Consider the following 17640-nt stretch of genomic DNA (forward strand, 5'->3'; position numbering starts at 1 on the left):
CCCGGTGGGCCGGATCCCGGTGGGCCGGGCACCGGAGGCCTAGCCGGCCACGACCTCCACGTCCTTGTCGTCGTGCACCGTCCCGCCCCCGGCGTCCCGGCAGGAGGCCGTCACCCCGTGCTCGCCGGGCTCCAGCTCCAGCGCGGTCCGGAAGCCGGCGCTGCCGCCGCCGCGGGGGGCGATCTCCGCCGCACCCGCCGAGACCTCCTGCCCGTCCGGCCCGCGCACGGTCCACCCGCAGTCCCGGACGCCGTCCAGCACGCGGGCGGACAGCGTCACCGTCTGCTCGGTCCGCGCACCCTGCTGCGGCTCCTCGATCATCACCGGGGCCTGCGCCTGCTCGTCGGGGCGCAGGGGGACGTCCAGCCGCACGGAGCCGAAGACCTCCTCGTCGGGACGCCCGTCCACGAGCACCACGACCTCGGCCTCCGAGCCCTCGGGGAGCAGGCCCGCCGTGTGCGCGGCGTCGGTCACCGTGTGCGCGAGCTGCTGGAGCGCCAGCCGGGCCTCCCGCTCGTCGAGGCCCGGGCGGAAGGCCTCGGACGGCAGGTCCACGGTGATGGTCCCGTCCGGGGACGTCGAGGCGCCGACGCGGTCCACGGGGGCCCACAGCGTCCGGTAGTCAGGGTCCGCGGGGGTCGCCGCGGTCATCAGCTCGGCCGCGGCCGCGATGGGATCCACGGCGGCGTCCGCCTCGGACGCGTCCCGGAACTCCCGGAACAGCCGCTCCTCGTCACCCGCGGGCCCCGCCCAATAGACCGGCAGCTTGGTGGTGGCCACGTCCCCGTCGGCGGTGCTCGTCGCCGCGGAGGAGGCCGGCGCCGCGCTCGAGGCGGGGACCGCGCCGTCCGGGGAGGGCTGCGGAGCCGTGGCGCACGCGCCGAGGACGAGGGTGCCCACGGCACAGAGCGCGAGCACGGGGAGCCGGCCGCGGGCGGGCGCGTGCTGGGAACGGGCAGTGGACATGGGGGGACGCGCACCTCGGCTTTCCGGGTTCTGCTGGGGCGGTGCCGGCACCGGGGGAGGCCGCACCTGTCCCCCTGCCGGAGGACCGGACCATTCCAGCACAGCGGCCGGTGGCGCCCCCAGCCGAGGACCCCCGGCGGCCGGGACCGATACCAAATCGGAATGTGCGCCCCCGTGCCCACGGGTGCCGGAACCGCGCGGTACCCTGGAGTCAGGACGGCACCCGTCCACCGCCTCTACCACACCCACCCGATCGAGAGCGAGAGCACGGCCCGCGCGGCCGGACCCATGACTGAGACGCTGCCCGGCACCACGCACCCCCTGACGGCCCGCACCGTCATCACCTTCCCCGACCGCGAGACCATGGTCCGCTGCCTCGGATCCGGGGACGACACCCTGCGCCGGGTGGAGGCCGCGTTCCCGGGGCTCGCGACCAGCCCCCGCGGTCTCGAGCTGGGGATCGAGGGGCCGAGCGGGCCCGTGCGGATCGTCGCCACCCTCTTCGAGGAGCTGAAGGTGCTGGCGGGCCGCGAGACCTCGATCACCCCCCAGGTCATCGCCCAGCTGCTCGAGCTCATCGGCCGGGACCTCACCGCCCGGCCCAGCGGCGCGCTGACCCAGAACATCCTCTCGAGCCGCGGACGCACGATCCGGCCGAAGACGCTGCACCAGAAGGCCTACGTCGACGCCATCGACGAGCACACCGTGGTCTTCGGCATCGGCCCGGCCGGGACGGGCAAGACCTACCTCGCCATGGCCAAGGCCGTCCAGGCGCTGCAGGCCAAGGAGGTGTCGAGGATCATCCTCACCCGCCCGGCCGTGGAGGCGGGGGAGCGGCTGGGCTTCCTGCCCGGGACGCTCAGCGAGAAGATCGACCCGTACCTGCGCCCGCTCTACGACGCCCTGCACGACATGATGGACCCGGAGTCGATCCCGCGCCTCATGGAGGCGGGCACCATCGAGGTGGCCCCGCTCGCCTACATGCGCGGGCGGACCCTCAACGACGCGTTCATCATCCTCGACGAGGCGCAGAACACCACCCCCGAGCAGATGAAGATGTTCCTCACCCGGCTCGGCTTCGGCTCCCGGATGGTCGTCACCGGGGACGTCACCCAGGTGGACCTGCCGGGGAGCGCGGCCTCGGGCCTGCGCCAGGTCCAGCACGTGCTGAGCGGTGTCGAGGACGTCGCGTTCACGGAGATGACGGCGGAGGACGTCGTGCGCCACGAGCTGGTGAGCCGGATCGTCAGCGCCTACGACGCCTTCGACACGACCAACCGGCACCGCAACGAGCGGCGCCGGCGCAAGGACGACGCCCGGGCCGCCCGCGACGCCGCCCCGGCCGCTCCTGCCGGGGACGGGGAGCAGGCCTGATGGCCGTCGAGTTCGACGTCCAGGTCGACCCGCGGGACGTGCCCGCCGGGGAGCGCCCGGCCTGGGACGCGGTCGACGTCGAGCTGCTGGGACGGCTCGCGGGCCACGTCCTGGAGCGGCTGCACGTGCACCCCGACGCGGAGCTGTCGATCGCCGTCGTCGACGAGGACGAGATGGCGCGCCTGCACCTCGAGTGGATGGACCTGCCCGGCCCCACGGACGTCCTGTCCTTCCCCATGGACGAGCTGCGCCCGGGCACCGCGGAGGAGCCGGCCGAGGGGACCCTGGGCGACATCGTGCTCTGCCCCCCGGTGGCCCGCCGGCAGGCCGAGGCCGCCGGGCACTCCGTGGCCGACGAGCTGTGCCTGCTCACCACCCACGGCATCCTGCACCTGCTGGGGCACGACCACGCGGAGCCCGAGGAGCGGCGGACCATGTTCGCCCTGCAGCGGGACCTGCTCACCGACTTCCTCGGCCGGCCGGCGCCGGTCGAGACCATGGAGTAGCGCCCGTGCTGACCACTGCCGTCCTGGTCGTGGCGGCGGTCGTGTTCCTGGGCACGGCCTTCGTCCTCACGGCCGCCGAGACCGGTCTCACCTACCTGCCCCGCGCGGACGCCGAGGCCATCGCCCGGGACGCCCCCGACTCGTCGGCCGCCAGGATCCTGGCCACGCCCACCGCGCACCTGCAGGCCCTGCGCTTCTGGAGCGTGTGGTTCGAGACGGCCTCCGCCGTGGCGGTCGCCCTCGCGATGTTCGACGGCCTCGACGACGTCTGGCTGGCGGGCCTGCTGGCCACCGTGGTGATGGCCGCCGTCGGCTTCGTCCTCACCGGGGTCTCGCCCCGGCAGGTCGGGCGCAGCCACCCCACCGGCACCGTGCGGGCCACCGCCGGGCTCGTCCGCGTCCTGCGCATCCTTCTCGGGCCCGTCCCCGGGCTGCTCGTGCGCCTCGGCTCGTCCGTCGCCCGGGACGCGGAGCACACCGCCCCCGGCCACCTCACCGAGGAGGAGCTGCTCGAGTTCGTGGACCGCTCCACGGGCCAGGCCCTCATCGAGGACAACGAGGCCGAGCTGCTGCACTCGGTCTTCGACCTGGACGACACCAACGTCCGGGCCGTCATGGTGCCCCGCACCGACATGGTCTCGATCGACGACGACGACACCGTGGACGACGCGCTGAACCTGTTCTTCCGCTCCGGCTACTCCCGCATCCCGGTGATCGGGGAGAGCGCCGACGACGTCCTCGGCATCCTGTACCAGAAGGACCTCGCGGAACGCGTGTACCGCCTCGGCACCGGGCTGCGCCTCGGGGGGCTCTCCGAGCTCGCCCGGGAGGTCCGCTACGTGCCCGAGTCGAAGAAGGTCAACGAGCTGCTGCGCGAGATGCAGCTCGAGTCGATCCACGTGGCCATCGTGGTCGACGAGTACGGGGGCACCGCCGGTCTCGTGACCCTGGAGGACCTCATCGAGGAGCTGCTCGGGGAGATCGTCGACGAGTACGACCGCGAGAAGCCCGAGGTGGCCCCGCTCGGCGACGGCCGCTACCGGGTCTCGGCCGCGCTCGGCGTCGAGGACCTGGGCGACCTGTTCGGCGTCGACCTCGAGGACGACGAGGTCGACACGGCCGGCGGGCTGCTCGCCAAGTCCATCGGCCGGGTGCCCATCGTGGGCTCCCGCGCCACCGTCGAGGGCATCGTCCTCGAAGCCGTCACCCTGGAGGGCCGGCGCAACCGGGTGGGCCAGCTCGAGGTCCACCGGGACCCCGACTGGGTCCCACCCGGCTCCACGGCCGTGGAGCCCGCACGCCAGGATTCCGAGGAGGAGACCCACCACCATGTCTGAGCCCGCACCCACCGGAGACGTTCCCGCCGGAGACGCGCCCACCGGGCCCGCATCCACCGGAGACCTTCCCGCCGGAGCCGTTCCCGCCGCCGAGCCCGCCGCGGGGGAGCACCCCCCGTTCCGCGCCGGGTTTGCCGTGCTGGTCGGCCGTCCGAACGCCGGGAAGTCCACGCTCACCAACGCCCTCGTCGGGCAGAAGGTCGCGATCACGTCGAGCCGGCCGCAGACCACGCGGCACACCATCCGGGGCATCGTGCACCGGCCCGAGGGCCAGCTCGTGCTGGTGGACACCCCGGGCCTGCACCGGCCGCGGACGCTGCTCGGCGAGCGGCTCAACGACCTCGTGGCCGACACCCTCGCCGAGGTCGACGTCATCGGCTTCTGCGTGCCCGCCGACGAGAAGATCGGCCCCGGGGACCGGTTCATCGCCCAGCAGCTCGCCGCGTCCGGCAACAAGCCGGTCGTGGCGATCGTGACGAAGACGGACACCGTCTCCCGCGCCGAGCTCGCCGAGCAGCTGCTGGCCGTCACCGAGCTGGGCCGCACCGTCATGGAGGCCGAGCAGCGGGTCCGCGCGGAACGGGCCGAGCGCGCCGCCCGCAAGCCCCGCCACCGCGCCGGGGGCGCGCACGCGCCCCGGCCCGACGCCTGGGAACCGGGCTGGGCCGACGTCATCCCCGTCTCGGCCGTGGACGGCTTCCAGGTCGAGGCCCTCGCCGAGCTGCTCGTCGGCCGGATGCCGGAGTCCCCGGCCCTGTACCCCGACGGCGAGCTCACCGACGAGCCGGAGATGACCATGGTGGCCGAGCTCGTCCGGGAGGCCGCCCTCGAGGGGGTCCGGGACGAGCTGCCGCACTCCCTGGCGGTCGTGGTCGAGGAGATGGTGCCCCGCGAGGGCCGCCCCGCGGACCGCCCCCTGCTCGACGTGCGCGTGAACGTCTACGTCGAGCGGTCCTCGCAGAAGGCCATCATCATCGGCAAGGGCGGGGCGCGGCTGCGCGAGATCGGGACCCGTTCCCGCACCGCCATCGAGGCCCTGCTCGGCACGAGGGTCTACCTCGACCTGCACGTGAAGATCGCCAAGGAGTGGCAGCGCGACCCCAAGCAGCTGTCCCGCCTGGGCTTCTGAGCCGCCGGTGCGGGCCGCTCACGCCCGCACCCCGCCGCGTCGCCCGCCCCGCGCCCGGCGGACGGCTACCATGACATCCGGCGCCCCGGACGGGCGCCGTCCCCCCGATCCCGGGTCTCGTGCGCGGGGCCACCCAGGAGAAGAGCACCGTGTCCTCAACGCCCCCCGACGCCCCCGCACGCCCGCGCCCGCGGCGCTGGTCCCGGAAGCGCTGGGCCGCCGTCGCGCTGGTCGCCGTGCTGATCGCCGCCCTGGGCGCCGGCGTGGCCGCGACCTGGCGCCTGCAGTCCAACCTGGACACCTCCCCGCTCGACCTGGGCGACGGCACCGGCCCCGAGTCCGGTCCGCTGGACATCCTCGTCATGGGCACGGACACCCGTGACGGCGAGGGCAACGAGCGGTACGGCGACGACGAGGACAGCTCGGGTGCCGGCCTGACCGACGTCATGATGCTGGTGCACGTGAACGAGGACCGCAGCGGTGTCACCGTCGTGTCCCTGCCGCGCGACCTGGTGGCCGACATTCCCCGGTGCACGGACCCGGAGACGGGCGAGGTCCACCCGGCCGAGGAGGACGCGATGCTCAACTCCGCGATCGCCAACGGCGGCCCCGGGTGCACGGTCGCGACCGTCAACGAGATGACCGGGTTGAAGATCGACCACTTCATGCTCGCCGACTTCAACGCGGTCAAGGAGCTCTCCTCCACCGTGGGCGGGGTCGAGGTGTGCGTCAACGAGGCCGTCGACGACCCCAAGTCCGGTCTCGAGCTGCCCGCCGGCGTGTCCTCCGTGGAGGGTGAGCAGGCCCTCGCGTTCCTGCGCAGCCGCGCCGCCTTCGGCGACGGCGGGGACACGAGCCGGATCCGCTCCCAGCAGTCCTTCCTGGCCTCCCTGGCCCGCAAGGTCAAGGACGAGGGCACGCTGCGGGACCTGCCCCGGCTCTACGAGATCGCCGACGTGGCCACGCGCAACCTGCACGTGGACGAGGGGCTCGGGTCCGTCCCGACCGTCGTCGGCCTCGCCACGGCCGTGCGGGGGATCGACCTCGGTGCCATGGTCTTCGTCACCGTGCCCACGGAGCCGTACACGGCGGACCCCAACCGGCTCCAGCTGGAGGAGGAACCGGCCGAGCACCTGTTCGAGGCGCTGCGCGAGGACCGGCCGCTGACGTCCCCGTCCGCGGAACCGGCCGAAGACCCGACCTCCACCACGACGCCGACGCCCGGGGCCGCGACCCCGGCCCCCACGGTCGACCCGACCACCGTGCCGCTGACGGTCGCCAACGTCTCCGGCGTCGACGGCCGGGACGAGGAGGTCGCCGCGGTGCTCGAGGCCGAGGGCTACACCGCCGTCGAGTCCGGCCCGCAGGCCACCGAGCTGCCCGGCACCCAGGTCTTCTTCGGGACGGGCTGGTACGGGGCCGCCGTCGAGGTCGCCGAGCTGCTGGGGGTGCCGTCCTCGCAGATCGTGCCCAGCACGGACGTCGCCGGGGTGTTCGTCTCGGTGGGCCAGGACTTCCAGGAGGGGGACCGGCTCGAGCTGGGACCCGTGCTGCCCGGGGAGTTCAACGGGCAGACCGCCGAGCAGTACACCTGCCAGGAGGCCGCCGGCGACTGGTGAGCCCGGCCCCCGGGGCGCCGAGGGCCCCGTGGTAGGTTGGGTCCATGCGGACCGGGACGCTCCTCCTCCTTACGTGCCGCAACGGGGCCTGATCCGTCGACGAGTGGCCGGCCTCCCGTTGCGGAGTTCCTGATGCCCGGCCACCCGCAGACGTCCCGAGCAGAACAGGCCCATCCCATGCGCAACCGTCAGCAGCCCTCCGGCATGCCGATCCACAAGTACGTCCCGTACCAGCAGCAGTTCCCCGTCGAGCTGCCCGACCGGACCTGGCCGGACCGGGTCATCACCGAGGCGCCGCGCTGGTGCGCGGTGGACCTGCGGGACGGGAACCAGGCGCTGATCGACCCCATGAACTCCGACCGCAAGCTGAAGATGTTCGAGCTGCTCGTGCGGATGGGCTACAAGGAGATCGAGGTGGGGTTCCCCTCGGCCTCGCAGACCGACTTCGACTTCGTGCGCCGGCTCGTCGAGGAGGACCGGATCCCGGACGACGTCACGATCCAGGTCCTGACGCAGTCCCGCGAGCACCTCATCGAGCGCACCTACGAGGCCATCGACGGCGCGGACCGGGCGATCGTGCACCTCTACAACGCGACCTCCACGCTGCAGCGGCGCGTCGTCTTCGACCAGGACATGGACGGCATCGTGGACATCGCCCTCACCGGCGCCCGGCTGTGCCGCAAGTACGAGGAGCAGCTGCGGAACACCGCCGTGACCTACGAGTACTCCCCGGAGTCCTACACCGGCACGGAGCTCGAGTTCGCGGCGCGCATCTCCAACGCCGTGGCCGAGACCTTCGAGATCGGCGGGGACCGGGAGATGATCCTCAACCTGCCCGCCACCGTCGAGATGGCCACCCCCAACGTCTACGCGGACTCCATCGAGTGGATGTGCCGCAACCTCTACGACCGGGACGCCACGGTGGTGTCCCTGCACCCGCACAACGACCGCGGCACCGGTGTCGCCGCGGCCGAACTGGGCTACCTGGCCGGTGCCGACCGGATCGAGGGCTGCCTCTTCGGCAACGGCGAGCGCACCGGCAACGTGGACCTGGTGACCCTGGGCCTGAACCTGCTGACGCAGGGGGTGGACCCGCAGATCGACTTCTCCGACATCGACGAGATCCGCCGGACCGTGGAGTACTGCAACCAGCTGCCCGTGCCCGAGCGCGCCCCCTACGGCGGGGACCTCGTGTTCACGGCCTTCTCCGGCTCCCACCAGGACGCCATCAAGAAGGGCTTCGACCGGATGGCCCGGGACGCCCAGGAGCAGGGGCGCGGCGTGGACGAGATGGTGTGGGCCGTGCCCTACCTGCCGATCGACCCCAAGGACCTGGGCCGGACCTACGAGGCCGTGATCCGCGTGAACTCGCAGTCGGGCAAGGGCGGCGTGGCCTACCTGCTCGCCAACGAGCACGGGCTGGACCTGCCGCGGCGGGCGCAGATCGAGTTCTCGCGGGTGGTGCAGGAGCACACCGACACCTCCGGCGGGGAGGTCTCCGGCGCGGAGCTGTGGAAGGTGTTCGCGGACGAGTACCTGCCCACCGCTCAGGACGGGGGCCCCGCGCGCTGGGGACGCTACCGGATCACGAACATCACCACGACGTCCGAGGAGGACGGGGAGACCACCCTCGAGATCGGCCTCGACGTGGACGGCGTCCAGCACCACCGGACGGCGCAGGGCAACGGTCCCATCGAGGCGCTGCTGGCGATCTTCGCCGCCGAGGGCGTGGACGTGCGCGTGCTCGACTACAGCGAGCACGCCCTGTCGGCCGGCGGCGACGCCCAGGCCGCCAGCTACGTCGAGGCCGCGGTCGGGGACCGGGTCCTGTGGGGCGTCGGCATCGACGCCAACACCACGCGTGCGTCCCTGAAGGCCGTCGTCTCCGCGGTCAACCGGGCCGTGCGGGACGCCCAGGGCTGACCGGGAGCAGGGCCGACCGGGCGCAGCGCTGACCGGGTGCTGGTCTGCCCGGGCCCCGATCCGGCGCGACGGCGGGCCACCCCCGGACGGGGGAGGCCCGCCGCCGTCGTCGTCCGGGCCCGTCCGCCCCCACCCCGCGGCCGGTGCCGTCCGCCCGGCGTGGGAGAATGGGGCCGTGGCCAGGACGACGTTCGCATCACGCAGTTACCGGGACGACGCGGTCGTGCTCCGCACCTACAAACTCGGCGAGGCCGACCGGATCGTGGTGCTCCTCACCCGGGACCACGGCCAGGTCCGGGCCGTGGCCAAGGGCGTGCGGCGCACCACCTCCCGCTTCGGCTCCCGGCTCGAGCCGTTCAACGTGGCCGAACTCCAGCTCGTGACCGGCCGGCACCTGGACATCGTCTCGCAGGCGCTGGGCAAGCGCGGCTACGGCTCGGTCATCGCGGCCGACTACGCCAAGTACACCGCGGCCGCGGCGATGACCGAGGCCGCGGAGAAGTTCACGGAGAACGACGACGAGTCGGCCGCCCAGCAGTACCGGCTGCTCGTCGGCGCGCTGTCGGCGCTGGCACGGGGTCTGCACGAGCCGGGGGCCGTCCTCGACTCCTATCTGCTGCGCGCGGTGTCCACCGCCGGGTGGGCCCCGAGCTTCACCGACTGCGCCCGGTGCGGCGCCCCCGGCCCGCACGAGGCGTTCTCCGCCCCGCTCGGCGGCGCCGTCTGCCCCGCGTGCCGCCCGCCGGGGGCCGCCGCCCCCGACCCGGACACCGTCGCCCACCTCTCCGCCCTGCTCACCGGCGCGTGGGAGCTCATCGACGCCGCCGAGCCGCGCACGGCCCGGTCCGCCGCGGGCATCGTCGCCACCTACGTACAGTGGCACCTGGAGAGGGCCGTCCGGTCCCTGAACCTCGTGGAACGGAGCTGACCATGCCCGGCTTTGCCGCCCCGCCCGCCCATCCGAGCGGGGCCACCGCCCCGCCGATCCCCCCGCAGTTCGTGCCCCGGCACGTGGCCGTGGTGATGGACGGCAACGGCCGCTGGGCGAACCAGCGCGGTCTCCCGCGCAACGAGGGCCACAAGGCGGGGGAGGCGGCGCTGATCGAGGTGATGGCCGGGGCCATCGAGATGGGCATCCCGTACGTCAGCGCCTACGCCTTCTCGACCGAGAACTGGAAGCGTTCCCTGGACGAGGTGACGTTCCTCATGAACTACACCGCCGACGTCATGGAGCGTCAGCTGCCCACCTTCCAGGAGTGGGGCATCCGGATCCGGTGGGCCGGGCGCAAGCCGCGCCTGTGGCGCTCGGTCATCCACCGCCTGGAGGAGGCCGAGCGGGCGACGCGCGACAACGACGTCGTCACCCTCACCATGTGCGTGAACTACGGCGGGCGGGCCGAGATCGCCGATGCCGCGGCGGCCATGGCCGCCGACGCGAAGGCCGGCACCCTGAACCCGCGCAGCATCGACGAGAGGACCGTCCAGCGCTACCTGGACGAACCGGACCTGCCGGACGTCGACCTCTTCCTGCGCTCCTCCGGGGAGCAGCGGATCTCGAACTTCCTGCTGTGGCAGTCCGCCTACGCGGAGCTCGTCTTCCAGGACGTCCTCTGGCCGGACGTCGACCGCCGCACCCTGTGGGAGGCCGTCGAGGTCTACGCGCGGCGGGACCGGCGCTACGGCGGGGCCGTCGACCGCGTGGCGGGACCCGGCGCCTCCGCCTGAGGCCGGCGCCGCCGCAGGCCGCGCAGCCAGGACGCGAGATCGCGCTGCGCGGCCCGGCGCACGGACTGCCGGGACAGGTGGACGTCGTGCACGGCGCCCTCGTAGGAGCGCACCGTCACGTCGGAGCCCAGGTCGGGCGCGTGCCGGCGGATCTGCCGGACGTCCAGGACGGTGTCCGCCGAGCGCATCCGCTCGCTCCACCACGGCCGGATGCACGAACGGGCAGAAGTCTGAACCAGCACGGGAACGTGAAGGTTCAGCCCCTTGGCAACTTCACCCTGAGCCTGAAGGACAGCGTTGAGCCAGCCCGGGGTGATGTCGAAGCTGGTCTCGGGCCGCCAGCGGGGGTCGATCGGCCACTCGCCCTCCGCGTGCTCGCTGATCACCCGGTAGTAGTGGCTGCGCAGCCGTGCCCGCACGGGCCGGTCCGGCCGCTGCTCGGCGAGCCGGGCCACCAGGGGGCGCAGGGCCGCGCCCACGGCGTCGGCGCCGTGGCTGCCGATCCACGGGGCGTTGAGCGCCAGGGCGTCCAGGTCATCGGGGTGGCGGGAGGCCCACAGGGCCGCGGTGAGACCCCCGGTGGAGTGGCCCATGAGCACGAGCCTGCCGTCCGGGCCGGGCACCCCGTCCTCGGCCATGACCGCGAGCGCGGCGGCGATGTCGTCGTCGTAGTCCGCCAGGTCGGTCGTGTGCCCGGGCAGCCCGTCCTCCTCGGCGAGCACCGCGTCCGTGAGGTTGCGGCCGTAGCCGTGCAGGTCCAGGGCGTAGAAGGCGTAGCCCGCGGCCGCGCACGTGCGGGCGAGCTCCGCGTTGAAGAAGTAGTCGGACCAGCCGTGCAGGTACAGCACCGCCCCCCGCAGGGTTCCCGGCGCGGCGGGAGCGTCCCCGGGCCGGTAGCGCACCACCGTGGCGGTGGAGTGCGGCGCGGAGTCCGGGTCCAGGTCCACGGTCCGGGCCCGGAAGCCCGGTCCCAGCACGTCCGGGACCCACGGGTCCGGGGGAGCGCTCATGCCCTCACCTCGCCAGGGCGGTCGTCGGGACGGCGGCCCGGGAGCGCCTCCGCGACCACCGGGCCGGAGGAGCGCCCTGTGGAAGACTGGGCCCATGCGCTTCTACCCTACGTTCTTCGCGGCCGTCTTCTCCCGGATGGATGCCGAGCGGGCCCACCGGATCGGGTTCCTGGGCATCCGGGCGGCGCGGACCGTGCGGATCAGCACGGCCCTGCGGGTGTACACCCGTCCCGATCCCGCGCTCGAGGTGGAGGCGATGGGCCTGCGCTTCCCGTCCCCCTTCGGCCTGGCCGCGGGCTTCGACAAGGGCGCGGAGGGGGTCGGTGCCCTCACCGACCTCGGCTTCGGCCACGTCGAGATCGGCACCGTGACCGCCCAGGCGCAGCCGGGCAACCCACGGCCGCGCCTGTTCCGGCTCGTGCGGGACCGGGCGGTGGTCAACCGGATGGGCTTCAACAACGAGGGAGCCGCGGTCGTGGCACCGCGCCTGGCCCGCGCGCGCCGCGAGCTCGAGGCCGACCACCGCGGCCGGACCCGGCCCGTGCTGGGGGTCAACATCGGCAAGACCAAGACGGTGCCGCTGGAGGACGCGGTGGACGACTACCTGCAGAGCGCCCGGACCCTGGCCCCCCTGGCGGACTACCTGGTGGTCAACGTGTCCTCGCCCAACACCCCGGGGCTGCGCCAGCTGCAGGAGATCGAGAGCCTGCGCCCGCTCCTGGGCGCGGTGGGCCGGGCGGCCGACGAGGCCGCGGACCGTCACGTCCCCCTGCTCGTGAAGATCGCCCCGGACCTCTCCGACGAGGACGTGCTGGCCGTCGCCGACCTCGCGCTCGACCTCGGCCTGGACGGGATCGTGGCCACCAACACGACGATCGCCCGCGACGGGCTGGGCCTGGTCTCCGAGCCCGCCGAGATCGAGGCGCACGGGGCCGGAGGGCTCTCGGGCGCCCCGCTGCGCCGCCGGTCCCTGGAGGTGCTGCGGCTGCTGCGCGAGCGCGTGGGGGACCGGCTGACGCTGGTCTCCGTGGGGGGCGTGACCACCGCCGAGGACGTCGAGGAGCGCCTCGACGCCGGCGCCGCGCTCGTGCAGGGCTACACCGCGTTCCTCTACGAGGGCCCGTTCTGGGCGCGCCGCATCAACCGGGGCCTGGCCCGCCGGGCGGGCCGGGCCTGGGGCTGAGGCCCGCCGACGGGACACCGCCGCCGACAGGACACCGCCGCGGGCGGGACCGGCCCGGCGGACACAGCACTGCCCCCGGACCGCACGGTCCGGGGGCAGTGCTGCGGGACGTCGTCCCGGGCGGCCCGGTGCGGGCCCGCCGGGGCTCAGGAGGGGCGCTCCCCGCGGGCGACCTGGGGCTTGGGCAGCCGGAGCCGGCGCATCGTGAAGGAGCGCATGGCCGCGTACCAGCGCACACCGGGCTCCAGCGTCCCGAACTTCGCCGTCATCGCCTTCTTCATCCGGGCCGTGGACAGCACGGCGTCCACGATGCCGAGGACCATCAGCGCCCAGATGAGGTAGACGCCGTAGGCGGCCACCTGCTGGACGGGGAAGAAGAGGATGACGAGGGCCAGCAGCGCCACCACCATGAGGTACTCGCCGACGTTGAACCGGGAGTCGACCCAGTCCCGGGCGAAGCGGCGCTGCGGGCCGCGGTCCCGGGGGCCGAGGAACCGCTCGTCCCCGGCGGCCATGCCCGCCTGCGCCCGGAGCCGCTGCTCGCGCGCCGCGTCCCGGGACTGCGCCTTCGCCGCCTTGCGGTCCTCCGGGACCAGGGGCCGGCGCCGGGCCGCCTCCTGCTGCCGGCGGCTGGGCGTGGGCCGGCCCTTGCCCGGCGTCTGCCGCGGAGCGGCCTCCGGGTCCGTGGGGGCGGGAGCGGCGGTCACCGAGGTGGACCCCGCGCGGTCTGCGTCCTTCTTGCGTCCAAACACCCGTCAAGGATAGCCGACGGACCTGGCGCTCCCCGCCGGGCCCCGCACGTAGGGTGGGCACCATGAGCGAGCCCTGGACCCCGACCGTGCCCCTCCCCGTCGACAGCGTCCGCGCGGCCGTGCGCGGCGACCTCCCACGCATCCTCGAGCAGCTCGTCGACCTGGTGGCGATCCCCGGCATCGCGTGGGACTCCTTCGACCCGGCGCAGCTCGAGTGCAGCGCGGAGGCCGTGGCGGGCGTCCTCGAGGACGCGGGGCTGGACGAGGTGGAGATCCTGCGCGTGCCCCTCGGGGACGGCCCCGGACACCCCGCCGTCGTGGCGCACCGCCGTCCGGCGCCCGGGCACCCGACCGTCCTGCTCTACGCCCACCACGACGTCCAGCCACCCGGACGGCCAGAGCTGTGGGACTCGGAGCCGTTCACCGCCGAGGAGCGCGACGGGCGCCTCTACGGCCGCGGCGCTGCCGACGACAAGGCCGGGATCATGGCCCACGTGGGCGCCCTGCGCGCCGCCGCCGCCCACCGAGAGGAGGGCCTCGGCCTCGGCGTGACCGTGTTCGTGGAGGGGGAGGAGGAAGCCGGTTCCCCCTCCTTCCGGGACTTCCTGGAGGCCCACCGGGACCGGCTGGCCGCCGACGTCATCGTGATCGCGGACTCCTCCAACTGGGAGGTCGGCGTGCCCGCCCTGACCACGAGCCTGCGGGGCATGGTCGGCGCCGTCGTGGAGCTGTCGGTGCTCGAGCACGCCGTCCACTCCGGCATGTACGGCGGACCCGTCCTGGACGCCCCCACCCTGCTGGCGCGCCTCATCGCCACCCTGCACGACGACGACGGCGCCGTCGCCGTCGAGGGACTGCTCGCCGAGGACCGCACCGACCTGGTCTACGAGGAGGAGCGGTTCCGGGCCGACGCCGCCGTCAAGGACGGTGTCCGGCTGGCAGGCCGCGGCTCGATCGCCTCCCGGCTCTGGACCCGCCCGGCCCTGTCCGTCACCGGCATGGACGTCACACCCGTGGACGTCGCCGCCAACACGATCGCCCCCTCCGCCCGGGCGAAGCTGAGCCTGCGCACCGCCCCCGGGCAGGATCCCGCCGAGGCGGCGGAGGCACTGCGGCGCCACGTCGAGACCCACGCCCCGTTCGGGGCGCACGTGCGCTTCGAGCTCGAGGAGACGGGCCGGTCCTTCCGCACGGACATGAGCTCCGAGGCCGCCCGGATCGCCCGGTGGGCACTGGGGGAGTCGTGGGGGCGGCCGGCCGTGGAGACGGGGATCGGCGGGTCCATCCCCTTCACCGGAGACCTCACCGAGGTCTATCCTGATGCCGCCATCCTGATCACCGGCGTCGAGGACCCCGACACCCGCGCCCACAGCGCCAACGAGTCCCTGCACCTGGGGGAGTTCGAGCGCGCCGTCGTCGCCGAGGCCCTGATGCTGCTCGCCCTCGACGACACCGCCCGTCACACCGGGCCGGCCCGGGAATGAACCGGAACCGCCGACCGTTGTGCCCCTGACAGACCTGCCGTCGGCCCGACCCCGTGCGGCACCCCTCCACAGAAAGTGAGCATCATGAGCGTCACGACCGACAACGGCGCCGCCGTGGACGGCCTCCCCACCCACGGCGTCGACCTGACCGACGTCGCCTCCGAGAAGGTGCGCGCCCTGCTCGAGCAGGAGGGGCGCACGGACCTCCGGCTGCGCGTGGCGGTGCAGCCCGGCGGCTGCTCCGGCCTCATCTACCAGCTGTACTTCGACGAGCGCATCCTGGACGGGGACTCCGTGCGCGACTTCGGCGGTGTCGAGGTCGTCGTGGACAAGATGAGCGTGCCCTACCTCGAGGGCTCGACCATCGACTTCGAGGACACCATCTCCAAGCAGGGGTTCTCCATCGACAACCCCAATGCGGGAGGCTCCTGCGCCTGCGGCGACTCCTTCCACTGAGCCAGCGCGCACCTCTCCTGGAGGCCCGTCGTCCGTCCGGACGGCGGGCCTCCGGGCGTTCCGGGGCGGCCCCGGAGACCCGTCGCGGAGGGCCCGCGGAGCGCCGCGCGGAAGCTGACACTGTGTCACCGGATGTCAGCGACACGGGGTAAGCTCGGAGGGAAACATTCCACCTGACTGTGTCCGGGCTCTCGGAATCGGGGCCTTCGGCGCGCAGACGACGAGCACGAGAAGAAGAGGAAGGGCCGTCTGTGAGTTCGCACACACGAACCGACAGCCTCCGGCGCCGCACGGCAAAGGTGTCTGCGGTAGCAGTCCTGGCAGCAACCGCGCTGACGGGTTGCTCGGAAGAGGCGAAGCTCGGCTGGATGCCCACCGAGCGTGGCACCACCGACAACGCCGACATGATCCTGGACCTGTGGATCGGATCCTGGATCGCCGCCCTCGCCGTGGGAATGGTGACCTGGGGCCTCATGCTCTGGTGCATGATCGCGTACCGCCGCCGCAAGTACGAGACCGGCTACCCGCGCCAGGTCGCGTACCACGCCCCCCTCGAGGTCTTCTACACGATCGTGCCGATCGCGCTGATCATGTCCCTCTTCTTCTTCACGGAGCGGACCCAGGCCGAGATCACCGCCCAGCACGAGAACCCGGACGTCACCGTCCAGGTGTACGGCAAGCAGTGGGCCTGGGACTTCAACTACCTCAGCGAGGACGTCTGGGACACCGGCATCCAGGGCCACCTCGACGGTGAGGTGGGCGTCCCGGAGCGGGTGCCCACCCTGTACCTGCCCGTCGACAGCGAGGTCGAGCTGCAGGTCACCTCCCGCGACGTCATCCACTCCTTCTGGGTCCCCGCGTTCCTCGAGAAGGCGGACATGTTCCCGGGCCGCACCAACAACATCAGCATCACCACGGGCCAGGAGGGCTCCTACTTCGGCAAGTGCGCCGAGTTCTGCGGCGAGTACCACTCCGAGATGCTGTTCAACGTCAACGTGGTCAGCCAGGCCGAGTACGACGAGCACATCCAGTCCTTGCGCGACGCAGGCCAGACCGGGGCCCTGGGCGAGGAGTACAGCCGTGACTCCTACCCGGGCACGGACGACGTCCTGCCCGTCAATCCTCTCGAAAACTAAGGAGTACCGGTGTCCACACTCGAGTATTCACGGGACGAGGCAGCCACTGTCGCTCCGCGCGTGGTGCCCCGGTCCAAAGGCCGGATCGTGGTCAGCTGGATCACCTCCACCGACCACAAGACCATCGGGTACATGTACCTGATCTCCTCGTTCGCCTTCTTCTGCATCGCCGGCGTCATGGCGCTGCTGATCCGCGCCGAGCTCTTCGAGCCCGGCATGCAGATCCTGGAGACCAAGGAGCAGTACAACCAGCTGTTCACCATGCACGGCACGCTGATGCTGCTGATGTTCGGCACCCCGCTGTTCGTCGGCTTCGCCAACGTCATCGTCCCGCTGCAGATCGGTGCCCCGGACGTGGCGTTCCCGCGCCTGAACGCCCTGGCCTTCTGGTTCTTCCTCTTCGGCTCGCTCATCGCGACCGCCGGCTTCCTCACCCCGCAGGGGGCGGCCTCCTTCGGCTGGTTCGCCTACACCCCGCTGTCGAACTCCTCGTTCTCGCCCGGCGCCGGCGGCGACCTCTGGGTCTTCGGCCTGGCCCTGTCCGGCTTCGGCACCATCATGGGCGGCGTCAACTTCATCACCACGATCATCGCGATGCGCGCCCCCGGCATGACCGTGTGGCGCATGGGCCTGTTCACCTGGAACACGCTCATCACCTCGCTGCTCGTGATCATGGTGTTCCCGCCGCTGGCGGCGGCGCTGTTCGCACTCGGCATGGACCGCACCCTGGGCGGGCACATCTTCGACCCGGCCAACGGGGGAGCGGTGCTGTGGCAGCACCTGTTCTGGTTCTTCGGCCACCCTGAGGTGTACGTGCTGGCGCTGCCGTTCTTCGGCATCGTCTCCGAGATCATCCCGGTGTTCTCCCGCAAGCCGCTGTTCGGCTACAAGGGCCTGGTCTTCGCGACCATCACGATCGCCGCGCTGTCGGTGACCGTGTGGGCCCACCACATGTACGTCACCGGCGCCGTGATGCTGTCCTTCTTCGCGTTCATGACGATGATGATCGCGGTGCCCACCGGGGTGAAGTTCTTCAACTG

16 protein-coding genes are annotated in these 17640 nt (G+C 72.9%); 13 read left to right on the top strand and 3 right to left on the bottom strand.

The annotated features are described in order from the left end of the window. Positions 1-39: 39 nt before the first annotated feature. Positions 40-966, bottom strand: a complete 927-nt coding sequence (locus QYM41_RS10325) for a GerMN domain-containing protein (RefSeq protein ID WP_368799643.1) — start codon at positions 964-966, stop codon at positions 40-42. 288 nt (positions 967-1254) lie between these two features. On the opposite strand from QYM41_RS10325, the gene QYM41_RS10330 reads away from it, so the two are divergent. From QYM41_RS10330 to QYM41_RS10365, 8 genes are all read left to right on the top strand, one after another. After that, on the top strand, positions 1255-2340 hold the full coding sequence (locus QYM41_RS10330; RefSeq protein ID WP_368799644.1) for a PhoH family protein: 1086 nt from the start codon (positions 1255-1257) through the stop codon (positions 2338-2340). Continuing rightward, positions 2340-2846 carry an rRNA maturation RNase YbeY gene (gene ybeY, locus QYM41_RS10335; protein WP_368799645.1) on the top strand — a complete coding sequence of 169 codons (507 nt, stop codon included), beginning with the start codon at positions 2340-2342 and terminating at the stop codon, positions 2844-2846. The genes QYM41_RS10330 and ybeY overlap by 1 nt, the downstream gene beginning before the upstream one ends. 5 nt (positions 2847-2851) lie before the next feature. Continuing rightward, positions 2852-4183: a hemolysin family protein gene (locus tag QYM41_RS10340; RefSeq protein WP_368799646.1), complete on the top strand. Its 1332-nt coding sequence runs from the start codon at positions 2852-2854 to the stop codon at positions 4181-4183. Then, positions 4176-5312, top strand: a complete 1137-nt coding sequence (locus QYM41_RS10345; protein ID WP_368799647.1) for a GTPase Era — start codon at positions 4176-4178, stop codon at positions 5310-5312. The genes QYM41_RS10340 and QYM41_RS10345 overlap by 8 nt, the downstream gene beginning before the upstream one ends. A gap of 149 nt (positions 5313-5461) precedes the next feature. Continuing rightward, positions 5462-6931, top strand: coding sequence for an LCP family protein (locus tag QYM41_RS10350; RefSeq protein ID WP_368799648.1), 1470 nt, complete (start codon positions 5462-5464; stop codon positions 6929-6931). A 177-nt stretch (positions 6932-7108) separates the two neighbouring features. Continuing rightward, complete coding sequence (gene leuA, locus QYM41_RS10355; protein ID WP_368799649.1) at positions 7109-8854, top strand: 2-isopropylmalate synthase; 1746 nt, start codon at positions 7109-7111, stop codon at positions 8852-8854. A gap of 175 nt (positions 8855-9029) precedes the next feature. Further along, entirely contained in the window at positions 9030-9782 is a 753-nt protein-coding gene (gene recO / locus QYM41_RS10360; RefSeq protein WP_368799650.1) for a DNA repair protein RecO, read from the top strand. Between the two features lie 2 nt (positions 9783-9784). Next, the gene (locus QYM41_RS10365; protein ID WP_368799651.1) at positions 9785-10579 is read left to right on the top strand and encodes an isoprenyl transferase; all 795 of its coding nucleotides are present in this window, start codon (positions 9785-9787) and stop codon (positions 10577-10579) included. Here QYM41_RS10365 and QYM41_RS10370 read toward each other — a convergent pair. Continuing rightward, the gene (locus tag QYM41_RS10370) at positions 10531-11589 is read right to left on the bottom strand and encodes an alpha/beta hydrolase (RefSeq protein ID WP_368799652.1); all 1059 of its coding nucleotides are present in this window, start codon (positions 11587-11589) and stop codon (positions 10531-10533) included. The genes QYM41_RS10365 and QYM41_RS10370 overlap by 49 nt on opposite strands. Positions 11590-11683: 94 nt before the next feature. On the opposite strand from QYM41_RS10370, the gene QYM41_RS10375 reads away from it, so the two are divergent. Then, positions 11684-12772 carry a quinone-dependent dihydroorotate dehydrogenase gene (locus QYM41_RS10375; RefSeq protein ID WP_368799653.1) on the top strand — a complete coding sequence of 363 codons (1089 nt, stop codon included), beginning with the start codon at positions 11684-11686 and terminating at the stop codon, positions 12770-12772. A gap of 146 nt (positions 12773-12918) precedes the next feature. Here QYM41_RS10375 and QYM41_RS10380 read toward each other — a convergent pair whose 3' ends face one another. Next, the gene (locus QYM41_RS10380) at positions 12919-13524 is read right to left on the bottom strand and encodes a DUF3043 domain-containing protein (RefSeq protein ID WP_368799654.1); all 606 of its coding nucleotides are present in this window, start codon (positions 13522-13524) and stop codon (positions 12919-12921) included. Between the two features lie 62 nt (positions 13525-13586). Between QYM41_RS10380 and QYM41_RS10385 the strand changes: the two genes are divergently transcribed. The 4 genes from QYM41_RS10385 to QYM41_RS10400 all read left to right on the top strand — a co-directional run. Next, on the top strand, positions 13587-15008 hold the full coding sequence (locus QYM41_RS10385; protein ID WP_368799655.1) for a dipeptidase: 1422 nt from the start codon (positions 13587-13589) through the stop codon (positions 15006-15008). Between the two features lie 84 nt (positions 15009-15092). Beyond that, entirely contained in the window at positions 15093-15464 is a 372-nt protein-coding gene (locus QYM41_RS10390) for a HesB/IscA family protein (RefSeq protein ID WP_368799656.1), read from the top strand. Positions 15465-15715: 251 nt separating this feature from the next. Next, entirely contained in the window at positions 15716-16600 is an 885-nt protein-coding gene (gene ctaC / locus QYM41_RS10395) for an aa3-type cytochrome oxidase subunit II (RefSeq protein WP_438612583.1), read from the top strand. 9 nt (positions 16601-16609) lie between these two features. Next, on the top strand, positions 16610-17640 hold a 1031-nt coding region (locus QYM41_RS10400), incomplete at its 3' end, for a cytochrome c oxidase subunit I (protein ID WP_368799658.1).

Origin of the sequence: Kocuria oxytropis (assembly GCF_040981195.1) — a bacterium.
In the GTDB taxonomy this organism is placed as follows: Bacteria; Actinomycetota; Actinomycetes; order Actinomycetales; family Micrococcaceae; genus Kocuria; species Kocuria oxytropis.